This is a genomic window from Aeromicrobium sp. Leaf291 (assembly GCF_001423365.1).
Classification (GTDB): domain Bacteria; phylum Actinomycetota; class Actinomycetes; order Propionibacteriales; family Nocardioidaceae; genus Aeromicrobium.
Genome location: NZ_LMNM01000002.1, coordinates 505,648 through 522,042, shown reverse-complemented (window position 1 = coordinate 522,042; position 16,395 = coordinate 505,648). Strand labels below are relative to the sequence as shown.

General features: G+C 71.8%; 13 protein-coding genes. 8 read left to right on the top strand and 5 right to left on the bottom strand.

The genetic code is table 11. The annotated features are described in order from the left end of the window. The first annotated feature begins 106 nt into the window (after nt 1-106). Nucleotides 107-1,486 (top strand): GntP family permease, encoded by a 1,380-nt coding sequence (locus ASF35_RS12175; protein ID WP_055968568.1) that lies wholly within the window; start codon nt 107-109, stop codon nt 1,484-1,486. 23 nt (nt 1,487-1,509) lie between these two features. Here the strand turns inward: ASF35_RS12175 and ASF35_RS12170 are convergent, their stop codons facing one another. Next, entirely contained in the window at nt 1,510-2,193 is a 684-nt protein-coding gene (locus tag ASF35_RS12170; protein WP_055967765.1) for a FadR/GntR family transcriptional regulator, read from the bottom strand. Nucleotides 2,194-2,225: 32 nt separating this feature from the next. Here ASF35_RS12170 and ASF35_RS12165 point away from each other — a divergent pair, with 32 nt between their 5' ends. After that, entirely contained in the window at nt 2,226-2,741 is a 516-nt protein-coding gene (locus ASF35_RS12165) for a gluconokinase (RefSeq protein WP_055967763.1), read from the top strand. On the opposite strand, the gene ASF35_RS12160 is transcribed toward ASF35_RS12165, so the two are convergent. The 3 genes from ASF35_RS12160 to ASF35_RS12150 all read right to left on the bottom strand — a co-directional run bounded on the left by ASF35_RS12160 (nt 2,738) and on the right by ASF35_RS12150 (nt 6,618). Continuing rightward, nucleotides 2,738-4,069: a lipase family protein gene (locus tag ASF35_RS12160; RefSeq protein WP_200931761.1), complete on the bottom strand. Its 1,332-nt coding sequence runs from the start codon at nt 4,067-4,069 to the stop codon at nt 2,738-2,740. The genes ASF35_RS12165 and ASF35_RS12160 overlap by 4 nt on opposite strands. Nucleotides 4,070-4,142: 73 nt before the next feature. Beyond that, complete coding sequence (locus ASF35_RS18080) at nt 4,143-5,348, bottom strand: hypothetical protein (RefSeq protein ID WP_055967760.1); 1,206 nt, start codon at nt 5,346-5,348, stop codon at nt 4,143-4,145. Nucleotides 5,349-5,436: 88 nt separating this feature from the next. After that, nucleotides 5,437-6,618, bottom strand: a complete 1,182-nt coding sequence (locus ASF35_RS12150) for a GAF domain-containing protein (protein ID WP_055967757.1) — start codon at nt 6,616-6,618, stop codon at nt 5,437-5,439. A gap of 114 nt (nt 6,619-6,732) precedes the next feature. On the opposite strand from ASF35_RS12150, the gene ASF35_RS12145 reads away from it, so the two are divergent. From ASF35_RS12145 to betT, 4 genes are all read left to right on the top strand, one after another. Then, entirely contained in the window at nt 6,733-8,556 is a 1,824-nt protein-coding gene (locus ASF35_RS12145; RefSeq protein ID WP_055967754.1) for an NAD(P)/FAD-dependent oxidoreductase, read from the top strand. A 112-nt stretch (nt 8,557-8,668) separates the two neighbouring features. Beyond that, nucleotides 8,669-10,234, top strand: a complete 1,566-nt coding sequence (locus tag ASF35_RS12140) for an aldehyde dehydrogenase family protein (RefSeq protein ID WP_055967751.1) — start codon at nt 8,669-8,671, stop codon at nt 10,232-10,234. Further along, nucleotides 10,231-11,970: a choline dehydrogenase gene (gene betA, locus ASF35_RS12135; RefSeq protein ID WP_055967748.1), complete on the top strand. Its 1,740-nt coding sequence runs from the start codon at nt 10,231-10,233 to the stop codon at nt 11,968-11,970. The genes ASF35_RS12140 and betA overlap by 4 nt, the downstream gene beginning before the upstream one ends. Beyond that, complete coding sequence (gene betT, locus ASF35_RS12130) at nt 11,967-14,021, top strand: choline BCCT transporter BetT (RefSeq protein WP_055967745.1); 2,055 nt, start codon at nt 11,967-11,969, stop codon at nt 14,019-14,021. The genes betA and betT overlap by 4 nt, the downstream gene beginning before the upstream one ends. Nucleotides 14,022-14,159: 138 nt before the next feature. Here betT and bluB read toward each other — a convergent pair whose 3' ends face one another. Beyond that, entirely contained in the window at nt 14,160-14,831 is a 672-nt protein-coding gene (bluB, locus tag ASF35_RS12125) for a 5,6-dimethylbenzimidazole synthase (protein ID WP_055967740.1), read from the bottom strand. Between the two features lie 37 nt (nt 14,832-14,868). On the opposite strand from bluB, the gene ASF35_RS12120 reads away from it, so the two are divergent. Together ASF35_RS12120 and ASF35_RS12115 are read left to right on the top strand one after the other, a co-directional pair. Further along, entirely contained in the window at nt 14,869-15,327 is a 459-nt protein-coding gene (locus ASF35_RS12120; RefSeq protein ID WP_055967739.1) for an aminoacyl-tRNA deacylase, read from the top strand. 93 nt (nt 15,328-15,420) lie between these two features. Next, nucleotides 15,421-16,395, top strand: a complete 975-nt coding sequence (locus ASF35_RS12115; protein WP_055967736.1) for a glycoside hydrolase family 6 protein — start codon at nt 15,421-15,423, stop codon at nt 16,393-16,395.

The following is a 16,395-nucleotide window of genomic DNA, read 5'->3' as shown; positions in this document are numbered from 1 at the left end:
CGACGGAGCTCGTGAAGACTGAGACGTTGCATTGGTACTACCATTGCGGCACACTCGGGTGACCTGGCTCACGCCGGTCGCCCCGCTCCCGACCTCGGAGACCCTCATGGATCCCATCACCCCCGTGCACAGCACCGGCGTCCTGCTGCTCATCGCGGCCGTCGCGGTCGCCGTGCTCCTCGTGCTCATCATCGTCGTGCGCCTGCACGCGTTCATCGCACTGGTGCTCGTCAGCCTCCTGACGGCCGTGGCCGCCGGCATCCCGCTGGCCGACGTACCTCTCGCGCTCACCTCGGGCTTCGGCTCCACGCTCGCCTCGGTGGCCCTGCTGGTCGGCTTCGGCGTGATGATCGGCCGACTGCTCGAGGCGTCCGGAGGCGCCCAGGTGCTCGCGGACACGCTGGTCACCCGCTTCGGCGAGGCGCGCGCCCCGTTCGCGCTCGGCGTCGCCGCGTTCCTCTTCGGCCTGCCGATCTTCTTCGACGCCGGCCTGGTCGTGTTCCTCCCGATCATCCTGACCGTCGCGCGTCGCTTCGGTGGCTCCGTCCTGCTGTACGCCCTCCCTGCTGCAGGCGCGTTCGCCGCTACGCACGCCCTGCTGCCGCCGCACCCGGGACCCGTCGCCGCCGGCACGGTCATGGGCGGCGACCTCGGCGTCGTGCTGCTGGTGAACCTGCCGATCGCGATCGTCGCCTGGTACGTGGGCGTCTACCTCTTCTCCCGGTACGTCGGCAAGCGCGTCCACGTCGAGGTCTCGACCATCCTCATGGGCGAGCAGAACGACGGATCCGGATCCACCGCCCCACCGCCCCCGTTCTCGCTCGTGCTGTCGATCCTGCTCGTACCGCTCGTGCTCATCGGGCTCAACACGGTGCTCACGACGCTCGTCACGAACGGCACGGTGGCCGAGGGCAACGCCTTGGTCGAGACCCTCGTGCTGCTGGGCAACACGCCCGTCGCCCTGCTCCTGACGCTGATGCTCGCGATCGCGACCATCGGCCGACGCGGTCGCACGCTGTCCGAGACCCAGGGCCTGCTGGACGCCTCGCTCGGGCCGGTCTGCTCGGTCATCCTCATCACGGGTGCGGGCGGCATGCTCGGCGGCGTGCTGCGCACGAGCGGCATCGGCGACGCGCTCACCGACTCGCTCGGCGACCTCGGCATCCCGCTCCTGCTGCAGGCGTTCCTGCTCGCGACGGCGCTGCGCGTCGCCCAGGGCTCGGCCACGGTCGCGCTGACCACGGCGTCCGGACTCATCGCCTCGCAGACCACGGACCTGTCCGACGTGCAGGTGGCGCTCCTGGTCACCGCGGTGGCAGCCGGCGCGACCGTGCTCTCGCACGTCAACGACTCGGGCTTCTGGCTGGTCAGCCGGTTCTTCGGCATGGACGAGAAGACGACGCTGCGCACGTGGACGGTGATGGAGACGACGCTGGGCGTGTCGGCCTTCGCGGTCGCCGCGGCCCTCTACCCCCTCGTCGGATGACCACGTCCGACAGCGACCTGCGGTCAGTCGTCGCGCATCTGGGCGACGACCTCGGCGCAGATCGCGTGCATGGCCGATCGGGCCGCCTCGCCGTCACGCTCGGCGACGGCACGCGCGACGGCCGCGTGCAGGCGACGCGCCTCGGGCTTGGGCTCGGACGGCATGAGGTGGTGGTCGGTCCGCCCGCGGAGCACCTCCTCGACCACGCCCCCGAGGGCCTGGAACATCACGTTGCCGGACGCCTGGAGCAGCAGCCGGTGGAACGTCACGTCGAGCTCGAGGAACGACCGGAGATCGCCACCGGCGCCGGTGCGCTCGAGGTCGTCGGCCAGGTCGAGCAGCTGCGACCGCACCTCGTCGGAAGCGTGGTGCGCGGCGAGCTCGGCGCTCGGCGGCTCCACGGCCGCGCGCAGCTGCGACAGCTGTCGCAGGAGGTGGGCACGTCCCGGTCCGGCCAGCCGCCAGCGGAGCACCGCGGGCGCGTAGTGGTCCCAGCGGTCCTCCGGGAGCACGGTCACCCCGGTCCGACGCCGGCTCTCCACCAGGCCCATCGACGCCAGCACCTGCACGACCTCGCGGGCCACGGTGCGCGAGACCGCGTAGTCGGCACTGATCGAGTCGAGGGTCAGGGACTCACCGGGCGCCAGGCGGCCGTCGACGACGCGCGGACCCAGGTCGGCCAGGACCTCGGAGTGTGCCGTCACCATGGCGCTGACTCTAGAGCGTGGGAGGGAGCTCGATGACCGGCGCACTGCAGGTGGTCGTGATGGGGGTCTCCGGCACCGGCAAGAGCGAGGTGGGCAGCCGCGTCGCTGACCGGCTCTCCATGACCTACGTCGAGGGCGACGCCCACCACCCGGCCGCCAACATCGCGAAGATGTCGGCGGGCACGCCCCTCACGGACGACGACCGGCGGCCGTGGCTCGAGGAGCTGGCGGGCATCCTCGCCGACCACGCCGCACGAGGGATCCCCACGGTGCTCGGCTGCTCGGCGCTGCGGCGGACCTACCGCGACCTGCTGCGTGGTGACCAGCCGCCCGGCTCCGTGGCGTTCCTGCACCTCGTGGCCGACGTGGACGTGCTCGACGCCCGGATGCGCCGTCGGGAGCACTTCATGCCGGCGACCCTCCTGCGCAGCCAGCTCGACACGCTCGAGCCGCTGGAGCCCGACGAGCCGGGCGTGGCCATCGACGTCGACGCCCCGCTCGACCTGGTGGTCGACCGGGGCGTCGAGGCCGTGCGAGGTCTTCGCTAGAAGAGGCCGCACGTGGACAGGAACGGCGTCCCCGCCACCCGACCCTCGAGGAAAGCGAAGGCGTTCGGGAACCCGGCGACCGCTCCCCCGACGTGCGTCGGCGTCACGAGCGTCTGGAACCGCACCTTCGCGCCCTTGGAGCACCAGGAGCGCGCCATGTCGCGGCCCTGCGCGTAGTCGACGACGTCGTCGAGGCCCGAGTGCGCGACGAGGCTCGGCACCGTGGGCCGCGCCGAGCCGAGACGTCGCTCGGCCAGGGCCGCGGCGATGTCCGGACGGCTCAGGAACGCCGAGATCGGTCGACCGTCGACCGTGAGGTCGCTCGTGCGGGTGAAGGCGAACGAGGCGACCCCGTCGATGGTGCAGCTGTCCTGCACGCGGTCGAGGAAGTCCTGGCCGCGCGCGTTGAGCAGGTCGCGGATGCCCAGCTGCGGCTCGGCGTCGTCGAGCGCCGCGACGGCGTAGCCGAGGAACGCCGCGTACGGCGAGCCGTCGAGCTTCGGAGCCACCCGGGCGAGGTCGGCGGGGACCGCCCCGGCGTAGCCGCCCTTGAGCCTCAGCTCCGGCGCGTACCCGGCCGCGAGCTCCAGCGCGCCCGCGGCCGCGTTGCCGCCCTCGGAGTAGCCGGAGACCAGCACCGGTGCGGTGGAGGTGACGATGCCGAGCCTCTGCGCGGCGCGGACCGAGTCGAGGACGTTGCGTCCCAAGGACCGCGGGTCGACGTAGGGGTGGACGCCGGGCGTGCCGAGACCCTCGTAGTCGGTGACCGCGACCGTGTAGCCACGCGCGAGCAGGCCCTTGATGAAGGCACCCTCGTACTCGGTGCCGGCTGCCAGCTGCCGGGACGGCGCGCAGCGGTCGGCCATGCCCTGGGTGCCCACGGCATAGGCCACGACCGGCCGCTCGCCTCGTCCGATCCAGCGGGTGCGCGGCTGCAGGACGGTGCCGGTGACCACCGTGGGTCCGTCGGCGTTGCCGCTCACGTACATGACGCGGGTGACGTCGGCCGGGGCCTTCAGCAGCTTCAACGGGTCGAGGTAGAACTGCGACGACTCGCTGCGCACGACCGTGCCGGGCGCGCCCGACACCGAGGCCGGCGGGGTGTAGAAGTCGGCTGCGGACGCCGGCGGCGCGGCGACCAGCCCACCCGCGAGGGCCGCGGCGGCGGCGAGGGTCAGGCGTGTCCTGAGCCGCCGTGACCGGCGCGGACGCGGCGATCCGGTGCGGGTCTCGGGCGAGGACGTGGGCATGGACGTGGACATCGGCGACTCCCCCATCGCGCGACACCCTCGGTCGCGCAGGGTGAGCGTGACAGTGACGCGCGTCACGCGTCAAGGGTGGGTCCGCCGGGAGCGGTGGGCGTCGTACGGACGTCCACCGCTCCCCACGTCTGCGCCGACCTCAGCCGGCCGAGACGATCTCGTTCGGCACGGCGGGCAGCGTCACCGAGTCGACGACGGCACCCGACGCGACGTCGATCTCGTGCAGCGTCCTGGTGCTCGGGTCGGTCACCCAGGCGGTGTCACCGTCGACGTGCAGCGTCGGCCGGGGCTTCTGCCAGTCGAGCGGCTCGCGCCACGGCTCGAGCACGTCGATCGTGTCGAGCCTGTCACCGGACTCGGCGTCGAGCACGTGCAGCGCCCCGTCGGTCCCGAGGACGAGTGCCTCGCCCGCTGCCCCGCGCCCGAGGGACCGGAACGAGTAGCTGGTCCCGAGGTCGACGAGGCGGATCTCGTCGGACTCGGTGTCGACGAGGCTGATGCGCTCGGGGCGCTCGAGCTCGGCGTCCGCGTCGACCTTGTAGTCGCCGAGCACGACGCGCGAGCTGCTGCTGCCGGCCTGGTTGCCGATGCGGCCGTAGGCGTCCGGGCTGTCGATCTTCGTCATCTCGCCGTCGCGCACGACCACGACGCCGTCCTCGCAGCCGACGACGGCGACGCCGTCCGCTGCCGTGGCCTCGCCGTGCACGCCCGTGCAGTCGTCGGTGCGGGCCTTCTCGGTGCCGTCGGCCCCACGGAGCACCACGGTCGAGCGCTCGTCGGCCGTGCCCTCGGTGTGCAGGAGGTCGCCGTCCAGGTTCACGGCGACACCGTGGTGCGGAGTCGGCAGCTCCACGGTGTCCACGACGGTGGTCGGGTCGTCGGTGTCGAGCTCCTGGATGGTGCCGGCACCGTCGCTGAAGAGCAACGTGGTGCCGTCGTGGACCGTCACGTGACCGGGCTCGGGCGCCTCGAAGGTCTCCCCGAGGCGCGGCTTGCCGGCCACGGCGTAGTGCGAGTGGTCGCCGTGCGCCTCGACCTCGACCCCGGTGTCGAGCAGCTGGAAGCCCTCGGTGGTGGACACGAACACGTGCCGGTCGTCGCCTGCCGGGTTCACCCGCACGAAGCCCTCGGACGGGAGCGTGGCCACGGGCTCGAGCGAGTCGCGGTCCAGCACGAGCAGACCCTTGTCGGTGGTGAGGACGAGGCGCGGGCCGGAGAGCTGCTGGCCGACGTCGGAGGCGGCGGTGTCGTCGTCACCTCCCCCGCCGCCACATGCGGCGGCACCCAGGGCGAGGGCGGACACGACGGCGGCCGCGCGCAGCCGGGATCGGTGGAACAGGTGCATGGGTACTCCCCTAGTCGAGAACGATTCCCATGAACAGTAACCGGAACGATTCTCGACACGAGCGCGGGGTCCCGCTCGCGCTCGCCCCTCACCCGTGCAGCAGCTCCACCCCGTCGCTCAGCCGGTAGGGCGAGGACTCCACGAGCGCACCGACGACACGGCGAAGGCGCGAGACCTCCGCGCGAGCGGTGACCTCGTGGCCGTCGTCGCCGAAGAGAGCGCGGCCGAGTCCCGCCGCGGTGATGCCGGCGGGACCGGCGGCCGCCACGATCCGGAGCACCTCCGCGTGCCGGGCCGAGAGCCCCACGCTCCAGGGCTCTCCCGCGTGGTCGAGCGTCAGCAGTGGACGGTCCCCGCCGACCAGCCGGGCTCGCACCACGGCGTCGTCGGGCCGGGCCCTCAGGACCCACCCGTCACCCAGCCGTTCGGGCACGCAGAGACCCAGGCCCAGCACACGCTGCGACAGACCGGCGCACGGAGCGGCCACCCGTTCGGGGGCCCGGACACCGACGGCGCGCGCCACCCACCCGTGCTCGTCGACCAGGAGGTGGGGTCCCGCCGCGGCCGTGAGCAGCGGCTCGGTCGCGTCCCTGAGCCTGGCGAGGCTCGACTCGTGCTGACGACGCAGCTCCAGCTGGGCCAGGCGCACTGCCGTCCCGACCAGCGCGACGACCGCCGGGTGGAGGGTCATCGCCGGACCGCTCACGTCGACCACGCCGAGGAGATCTCCCGTGACCGGGTCGTGGATCGGCGAGGCGGTGCAGTACCACGGGTGCTGGTGCTGCTCGAAGTGCTCTGCCGAGAACAGCTGCACCGGCGCCTGCTCCGCCAGCGCGGTGCCGATCGCGTTGGTGCCGACCACCTCCTCCGTCCAGAGCGCTCCCTCCTCGAAGCCGAGCGCGTCGGCCTGGCGACGCACCGCAGCAGCACCGCGCCGCCACAGGATCACGCCGTCGGCGTCCGTGAGCACGAGCAGGAAGTGCGAGGCCTCCGCGACGGGCTCGACGACCGAGGCCAGCTCCTCCACGACGAGACGCAGGCGGGAGTCCCGACGTCGGCGCTCCACCTCGCCGACCTTCAGCGGGTCGCGGGCGTTGGCGACGTCGGGCCGCACGCCGGCGCTCAGGGTGCGGGCCCACGACCGTGCGACCACGGGACGCAGGGGCGACGTCGACCGCGTCCCGGAGAGGACGGCGTCACGGACCCGGGCGAGCTCCTGCGCGTGCCGACCCAGGTCGGTCCCCGGTCCGACCGCCGCGAAGCCTGCCATGGCGCCACCTCCGACCCGAGTGTGACCCCGGCCACGTTGCAACATCGTGCAACGGTTCCCGGGACACCCGGCGGGGCGGTGTCCTGCAGGTCCACGGACACCCGAGGAGAGACCATGACCGAGCTGCTGGACCCGCCCACCGCAACCGACCCCGCCGACCCCTCGACCCGCGTCGAGTCCTGGCTGCGCGACTTCGAGGACGCCCTGACAGCACGCGACACCGGGCGGGCGGCGTCCCTCTTCGCGCCGACCAGCTTCTGGCGCGACCTCGTCTCCTTCACCTGGAACATCACCACCGTCGAGGACCCGGCGGGCGTGGAGACGCTGCTTGACGACGTGCTCGACCGCGTCGACCCGAGCGCCTTCACGCTCACCGAGCCGGCCACCGAGGCCGACGGCGTCGTGGAGGCCTGGATCGCGTTCGAGACCGGCGTCGGCCGCGGCAAGGGCCACCTGCGCCTCACCGACGAGGGGGCGTGGACGCTGCTCACGTCGCTGCGCGAGCTGAAGGGCCACGAGGAGAACCAGGGCGAGACCCGACCCCAGGGCGTCAGCCACGAGCTCTCCAAGGGCAGGCCGTCCTGGAAGGAGGAGCGGGACGCCGAGGAGGCCGACCTCGGGCACGGCACGCAGCCGTACGCGCTGGTCATCGGCGGCGGACAGGGCGGCATCGCGCTCGGCGCCCGGCTCCGCCAGCTCGGTGTCCCGGCCCTCGTGGTGGACCGCCACGACCGGCCGGGCGACCAGTGGCGCTCGCGCTACAAGAGCCTCTGCCTGCACGACCCGGTCTGGTACGACCACCTGCCCTACCTGCCGTTCCCGAAGAACTGGCCGGTGTTCGCACCCAAGGACAAGGTGGGCGACTGGCTCGAGATGTACACCCGGGTCATGGAGGTGCCGTACTGGTCGCGCTCCACGGTGAGGTCGGCGACGTTCGACGAGGCCGCCGGCACCTGGAGCGTGACGGTCGAGCGGGACGGCGAGTCCATCGAGCTGCGGCCCACCCAGCTGGTGTTCGCGACCGGCATGTCGGGCAAGGCCAACGTCCCGGAGCTCCCGGGCCAGGACGTCTTCGCCGGCGAGCAGCAGCACTCCAGCCAGCACCCCGGCCCGGAGGCCTACTCAGGCAAGAAGGTCGTGGTGATCGGCTCGAACAACTCCGCCTTCGACATCTGCGGGGCGCTGTGGGAGAACGACGCGGACGTCACGATGGTGCAGCGCTCCTCCACGCACATCGTGAAGTCGGCCTCCCTCATGGACATCGGCCTGGGCGATCTCTACTCCGAGCGGGCCGTCGAGGCCGGCGTCACCACGGAGAAGGCCGACATGATCTTCGCCTCGCTGCCCTACCGGATCATGCACGAGTTCCAGATCCCCCTGTACGAGCAGATGGCCGAGCGGGACGCGGACTTCTACCAGCGGCTGGAGTCCGCGGGCTTCGACCACGACTGGGGCGACGACGGCTCCGGCCTGTTCATGAAGTACCTGCGCCGCGGGTCGGGCTACTACATCGACGTCGGCGCGGCCGAGCTCGTCGCGGACGGGCGGGTGAAGCTCGCGCACGGCCAGGTGGACCACCTGACCGAGACGTCCGTGGTCCTGGCCGACGGCACCGAGCTCGAGGCCGACCTCGTGGTCTACGCCACGGGCTACGGCTCGATGAACGGCTGGGTGGCCGACATCGTCGACCAGGACACCGCGGCCCGCGTCGGCAAGTGCTGGGGCCTCGGATCGGAGACGACCAAGGACCCCGGTCCGTGGGAGGGCGAGCAGCGCAACATGTGGAAGCCCACCCAGGTCGAGAACCTGTGGATGCACGGCGGCAACCTGCACCAGTCGCGCCACTACTCGCTGTACCTGGCGCTGCAGCTGAAGGCCCGGTACGAGGGCATCCCGACCCCCGTCCACGGGCTGCAGGAGGTCCACCACACGACCTGACGGAACGGACCGCGGGTGCCGCCGGCCGATGACGCCGCGGCGGCACCCGTGGTTTGACGTGCTCTACGTGGTCCGGTTGGGTCGAAGGACTGCCCGACCGAGGAGGAACCGAGTGACCACCCTGTTCATCGACGGCCGGTGGCGCGACGCGAGCGACGGCGAGACCCGCCAGATCCGCTGCCCCGCCGACGGCCACCACGTCACCACGGTCGCCGAGGCGACCGCCGACGACGCCCGCGACGCCGTCGCCGCTGCTCGCACCGCGTTCGACGACGGCCCCTGGCCCCGCACGCCCTCCCCCGAGCGCGCCGCGCTCCTGCACCGCCTCGCCGACCGGCTCGAGGCCGAGAAGGAGACCGTCGCGCGCCTGGAGGCCCTCGACACCGGCAAGCGCATGGTCGAGGCCCGCATCGACATGGACGACGTGATCGGCGTCTTCCGTCACTTCGCCGGGCTGGCCCAGGCCGACGCCGGCCGCGTCGTCGATGCCGGCATGCCGGCCGTGAGGAGCCGGATCGTCCACGAGCCGGTGGGCGTGTGCTCCCTCATCACGCCGTGGAACTTCCCGCTGCTGCAGACGTCGTGGAAGGTCGCCCCTGCACTGGCCGCCGGGTGCACGTTCGTGCTCAAGCCGAGCGAGCTCACCCCCTCGACCGCGATCTGGCTGGTGCGCACCTTGGCCGACCTCGGCCTGCCCGACGGTGTCGCGAACCTGGTGCTCGGCGCGGGCGACCGCGTCGGCCCGGCCCTCACCGAGCCGCGTGCGGTCGACCTCGTCTCGTTCACCGGGGGGCTGGCCACCGGCCGTCGCATCATGGCGTCCGCCGCCCCGACCGTGAAGAAGATCGCCCTCGAGCTCGGGGGCAAGAACCCCAACATCGTCTTCGCCGACGCCGACTGGGACGCGGCGATCGACAACGCCCTCACCGCGGTGTTCCTGGACTCCGGGCAGGTCTGCTCCGCCGGTACCCGGCTCGTCGTCGAGGACTCGATCCACGACGCGTTCGTCGACGAGCTCGTCGAGCGTGCGGCCCGCATCCGGCTCGGTGGGCCCGACGACGAGCAGGCCGAGACCGGTCCGCTCATCAGCGCCGCGCACCGCGAGAAGGTCGAGGCCTACGTGGCCGCCGGCATCGAGGAGGGTGCGGTGCTGCGCGTCGGCGGAGCCCGACCCGACGACGCCGCGCTCGCCGACGGCTTCTACTACCTCCCCACCATCCTCGACGAGTGCTCGGCCGACATGTCCTGCGTGCAGGACGAGAGCTTCGGGCCCGTCCTCACGGTGGAACGGTTCACCGGCGCCGACGCCGACGGCCTCGAGGAGGCCGCGGTCTCGATCGCGAACGACACGATCTACGGCCTGGCCGGGGCCGTGTGGACCCAGGACGCCGGTCGCGCCGAGCGCGTCGCCTCGCGTCTGCGGCACGGCACCATCTGGATCAACGACTACCACCCCTACGTGCCCCAGGCCGAGTGGGGCGGCTTCAAGCAGAGCGGCATCGGCCGCGAGCTGGGGCTCGCCGGGCTCGACGAGTACCGAGAGTCCAAGCACGTCTGGCACAACACCCGTCCTGCGCCGACCGGCTGGTTCGGCGCCCCGTCCGACGGGACCAGCAGCGACCAGCCCAGCACCGACCAGCCCAGCGCCGACCAGCCCAGCACCGAGGAGCACGCGTGAAGAGCTACGACTACGTCATCGTCGGCGGCGGGTCCGCGGGCTCTGTCCTGGCCAACCGGCTAAGCGCCGACCCCTCCACGAGCGTGCTGGTGCTCGAGGCCGGGCGCCCCGACACCAAGCTGGACCCGTTCATCCACATGCCTGCGGCCCTGCCGTACCCGATCGGGAACCCGCTCTACGACTGGCGCTACGAGTCCGAGCCCGAGCCCCACATGGGTGGCCGCCGCGTCTTCCACGCCCGCGGCAAGGTCCTCGGCGGCTCGTCGAGCATCAACGGCATGATCTTCCAGCGCGGCAACCCGCTCGACTACGAGCGGTGGGCCGGTGAACCAGGCCTCGAGCACTGGGACTACGCCCACTGCCTGCCGTACTTCAAGCGCATGGAGACCTGCCTGGCCGGTGCCGATGCGTGGCGCGGCGGTTCCGGTCCCCTCGTCCTGGAGCGCGGTCCCGCCACGTCCCCGCTCTTCGGGGCGTTCTTCGAGGCCGTCCAGCAGGCGGGCCACCCCCTCACCGACGACGTGAACGGCTACCGCCAGGAGGGCTTCGCCAAGTTCGACCGCAATGTGCACCGCGGACGACGACTCAGCGCCAGCCAGGCCTACCTGGCGCCGGTCAAGCATCGCAAGAACCTGACCGTGCACACCCTCTCTTTCGTCACGGGCCTGAGGATGCAGGGGAACCGCGTGACGGGTGTCGACTACGTGCGCGGCGGACGGCTCGAGCGCTCGGTGCAGGCCGGCGAGGTCGTCCTGTGCGGCGGCGCCTTCAACTCCCCCCAGCTGCTGCAGCTGGCCGGCATCGGCAACGCCGAGGAGCTCCGCGCCCTGGGCATCGACCCGGTCGTCGACCTGCCCGGCGTCGGCGAGAACATGCAGGACCACCTCGAGGTCTACATCCAGCACGCCTCCAAGCAGCCCGTGTCGATCGCGCCGTGGCTCAAGCACCGCCACAAGCCGCGCATCGGCGCCGAGTGGATGTTCCTGCGCCGCGGCGTCGGCGCCTCCAACCACTTCGAGGCGGGGGGCTTCGTCCGCAGCAACGACCAGGTCGAGTACCCGAACCTGATGTTCCACTTCCTGCCCATCGCCATCCGGTACGACGGGTCCAAGCCCGCGGGCGGCGAGGAGCACGGCGGGCACGGGTACCAGGTGCACATCGGACCCATGTACTCCGACGTGCGCGGCTCGCTCAAGATCAAGAGCCGCGACCCCCGTGAGCACCCCGCCCTGCGGTTCAACTACCTGTCGACCGAGAACGACCGACGTGAGTGGATCGAGATGATCCGCGCCGCGCGCGACATCCTCGAGCAGCCCGCGTTCTCGGCCTTCAGCGCCGGCGAGATCTCCCCGGGCCCGTCCGTGGAGACCGACCAGGAGATCCTCGACTGGGTCGCGAAGGACGCCGAGACCGCCCTGCACCCCTCGTGCACGGCGAAGATGGGCACCGACGACCTCAGCGTCGTCGATCCCGCCACCATGCGGGTGCACGGCACCGAGGGGCTGCGGGTCGTCGACGCGTCGGTCTTCCCGTACGTCACGAACGGCAACATCTACGCGCCGGTGATGATGATGGCCGAGAAGGCCGCCGACCTCATCACGGGTAACACGCCCCTGGCGCCCGAGGACGTGCCGTTCTACCGCCACGGGACCGGAATGCCTCTGTGGCCCGAGGGCGACCCGCGCAACGACGCCGCCCCCGGCACGGTGCGGCGCAACGCCGGAGCGACAGCATGAGCGTCGTGGACCGCGGCACCGCGGGCTCGGACGGTGCGACAGCGGAGCCGGCCTCGCGCGTCAACCTCCCCGTGTTCGTCGGGGCCTCCGTCGTCATCGTCGGCATCACCACATGGGCGCTCGTCTCGCCCTCGAGTGCTGACGCAAGCCTCGCAACCCTGGTCGGGTGGGCCACTGACTGGTTCGGCTGGTTCTACGTGCTACTCGCCACCGCCATCCTCGTGTTCGTCGTCTACATCGCGACCTCGCGGTTCGGCCGCACGAAGCTGGGACCGGAGCACGCGCAGCCGGAGTTCAGCACGTTCGCCTGGGCCTCCATGCTGTTCGCGGCCGGCATCGGGACCGACCTCATGTTCTTCGCGGTGGCCGAGCCGGTCACCCAGTACCTGGCGCCGCCCTCGGGCGAGCCCGAGACCGTCGACGCCGCCCGCGAGGCCACGGTGTGGACGCTCTTCCACTACGGGATCAGCGGCTGGGGCATGTACGCCCTCATGGGCGTGGCCCTCGGGTACTTCGCGTACCGGATGAACCTGCCCCTCGCGGTTCGCTCGGCGCTGCAGCCGCTCATCGGTCGTCGCACCGAGGGCTGGATGGGAGACACGGTCGACCTCGCCGCCGTGCTCGGCACGATCTTCGGCGTCGCCACCACGCTCGGGATCGCGGTCGTGCAGCTGAACTTCGGCCTGAACATGCTCTTCGACGTGCCGATGGGTCTCACGGCGCAGATCACCTTGATCGTGGTCGGGATCTCGATGGCGACGCTGTCGGCTGTCTCGGGCGTCGACAAGGGCATCAAGTGGCTCTCGCAGGCGAACGTCCTGCTCGCCGTCGGCCTGGCCGTGTGGATCCTGGTGACCGGCCGCACGGCCTACCTCCTCAACGCACTCGTGCTGAACGTGGGCGACTTCGTGCGCCTGTTCCCCGACATGACCCTTCAGACCTTCGCGCACGAGGACACCGGGTCGTGGATGGCCGACTGGACGCTGTTCTTCTGGGCGTGGTGGATCGCGTGGGCGTCGTTCGTGGGGCTCTTCCTGGCGCGCATCTCGCGTGGGCGCACCATCCGTCAGTTCGTGCTCGGCACGCTCATCATCCCGTTCCTCTACATCCTCATGTGGATCTCGATCTTCGGGAACGCATCGATCGACCTGGTGCGGCAGGGGAACCAGACGTTCGGCGAGCTGACCATGAACACGCCGGAGCAGGGCTTCTACACGATGCTCGCCGAGTACCCCGGCTTCACGTTCCTCGCCTCGATCGCGACGTTCACCGGCCTGCTGTTCTACGTGACGTCGGCCGACTCGGGCGCACTCATCATGGCCAACCTGTCGTCGCGGATGCGCGACGTCCACGCCGACGCCGGCGCGCCGCTGCGCATCTTCTGGGCCGTGGCCACAGGAGCGCTCACCATCGCCCTGCTGGCGGTCGGCGGCATCGCCACCCTGCAGTCGGCGACGATCATCATGGGCATCCCGTTCGCGCTCGTCATGGTGGCGGTGATGGTCGGTCTGCACCGAGCACTGCAGGCCGAGGCCTGGATCGTCGACTCCCGCGACGGCGCCCTCCACGGGGTGCTCTCCGGGCGCAGCGGCAGCTCGGACCGGTCGCAGGGCGGTCACTGGAAGGCGCGCCTGCGCCGGGTGATGTCGTTCCCCAGCGCGACGAAGGCAGACGAGTTCCTCGACCGAGTCGTGGCCCCGGCGCTCGAGGAGGTCGCGAGCGAGCTCACGACGTCCGGGGCGAACGCCTCCACGCGACGCTGCGTCGACGAGGACGGCAGGCCCGGCGTCGAGCTGCTCGCGGAGGTGGCCGACGGCACGACACCGTTCTGCTACCGCGTCACCCGGCGCGACGTGCCCATCCCGGTGTACAGCTCCTCGCTCGTGCCGAAGGGCGACGACTACTACGCCCGGCTCGAGGTGCACCTGCGCCACGGCGGCCAGGGCTACGACGTCATGGGGTACACGCACGGTCAGCTGATCGACGACGTGCTCGACGCCTACGAGGGACACCTGGAGTTCCTGCGGCTCGAGGACGGCACCACGCTGTAGCCGGGACGGGAACGACGGAGCCGGCCCAGGGGAAGTGATCCGGCCCCGTCGTCCATCCCGAGAGAAGGTCGTTCTCCCATCGCCCGGGCGGTGAGGTGCCCGAGCGTCCCTCCATCAGAACCGAAGGTCAACGACAGGTCAAGGGTTGACGGGCGTCGATGCCTCGTCGGTGGGCCAGCGGTTCTCGCCGAGCAACGCGGCGAGCGGCCGCGGCGACGTCCAGTGCTCCTGCTCGAGCATCGGACGCTCGTAGAAGGCCTGGACCGGGCCCAGGCAGAGGATCGCGATGGGCTCCGCACCGACGGGCATCCCGATCTCGGCGGCAACGACCTCCGGGTCGAACAGCGAGACCCAGCCCATGCCGTAGCCCTCGGCCCGCGCGGCCAGCCAGAGGTTCTGGATCGCGCAGGAGGCGGAGGCGAGGTCCATGTGCGGCATCGTGCGTCGACCGAACACGTGTCGGTCACGGTCGTCGGTCAGGGCCACCACCAGCAGCTCCGCGCAGTCGAGCACGCCCTCGACCTTGAGCCGCATGAACTCCTCGGAGCGCTCCCCCATCGCCTCGGCGGTGAGGCGTCGCTCGGTCTCGACGTGGGCGTGCAGCCGCAGCCTCAACGAGCGGTCCGTGACCCGGACGAACCGCCACGGCTGCATCAGGCCGACGCTGGGAGCGCGGTGCGCGGCCTCGAGCAGCCGGGCCAGCACGTCCGAAGGAACCTCACCTCCGGCGAAGTGGCGCATGTCGCGACGTTCGGCGATCACCCGGTGCACGGTCGCCCGCTCGTGGTCCGGATAGGCGTGCTCGGTCACGGCCGCGACGCTAGCAAGCCCCTGGCACGATGAACCCATGGGGCGAGAGCGGGTGCTGGCCGACGCGGAGCGCCGTGGGCTGGAGGTCGAGCTCGTCGAGCGCCCTGCGGCCGGGAGCCTCGAGGAGGCCGCCGCCCTGCTCGGCGTGCCGCCCGCCGACATCGTCAAGACGCTCGTGGTGCAGCACGGCGACGCGTTCGTGCTCGTCCTCGTGCCCGGCGACCGACAGATCTCCTGGCCGCTCCTGCGCACCGCCCTCGGCGTGAACCGGGCGCGGATGCCCGACGCCGGCGCCGCGTTCGACGCCACCGGGTACGAACGCGGGACCATCACACCGCTCGGCACCACCTCCGCTCTGCCGGTCGTGGCCGACGCCTCGGTGCTCGGACGGCGCATCGCCCTCGGCGCCGGTGAGCACGGGTGGAGCGTCTGGGTCGACGCCGACGCCCTCGTGACCGCCCTCGACGCCCAGGTCGCCGACGTCACGACGACCTGACCGGCGCGGGTGCCTCCGCCCAGCGAGCCTTCCACGGCGGATCGTGCACGAAAGCGACCACGCCGACCGTCACCCGCCCGTAGGATCTCGCCCGTGGAGGGAGCCACGCGACGTCTCAGGCTGCCCGCGACCGCCCGGTCCGGGCTGCTCGCGGTGCTGCTATGCGCCGTCCTGGCCGCGCTCGTCGCCGCGACTCCGGCGTCCGCGACCAAGGCCGACCCACGCCTCACCCGCCCGGTCTACGTGGACCCGACGGGCGCGGCCGCGAAGGCGGCGGCGAAGGACAGGCGCTTCGCGAAGATCGGCTCACGGGCCCAGGCGTTCTGGGTCACCGACGGGTACTCCGCGTCGACCGTGCGGTCGAAGGTCGAGGCCTACGCGAAGCGCGCGGTCAAGGCCCGCCGCACCCCGCTCGTGGCCGTCTACGCGATCCCCGGCCGCGACTGCGGCCAGCACTCGGCAGGTGGCCTGAGCCCCGCGCGCTACAAGGCCTGGGTCACGCAGGTGGCGGCGGGCCTGAAGGGCCGCCAGGCCATGGTCGTGCTCGAGCCCGACGCCGTCGCGCTCATGGGCGCGTGCGGTGGTCAGGGCGACCGAGCCGCGCTCCTGCGCCACGCCGTCTCGAGACTGACGTCGGCCGGCGCGTGGGTGTACCTCGACGCCGGGCACAGCAGCTGGCAGTCCCCCGACGTGATGGCCGACCGCCTCGTCTCCTCCGGTGTCCGGACCGCGCGCGGGCTCGCCGTCAACGTGTCGAACTTCCGACCGACGAAGGACGAGACCGCGTACGCCTCCCAGGTGCTGACCGCGCTGCGCAAGCGCGGCGTGACCGGGAAGCGCTACGTCCTCGACACGTCCCGCAACGGTGCCACGACGCCTCCTGACGCATGGGACTTCTGCAATCCCCGGGCTGCTCGGATCGGGCGGGCTCCGGCCGTCGTCAACCGGTCCGGACTCGACGCGTACCTGTGGGTGAAGCGGCCGGGCGAGTCCGACGGCACGTGCCAGGGTGGCCCGACCGCGGGCCGGTGGTGGGCCACCGGCGCGCTCCGGCTGCTCGCACGCTGA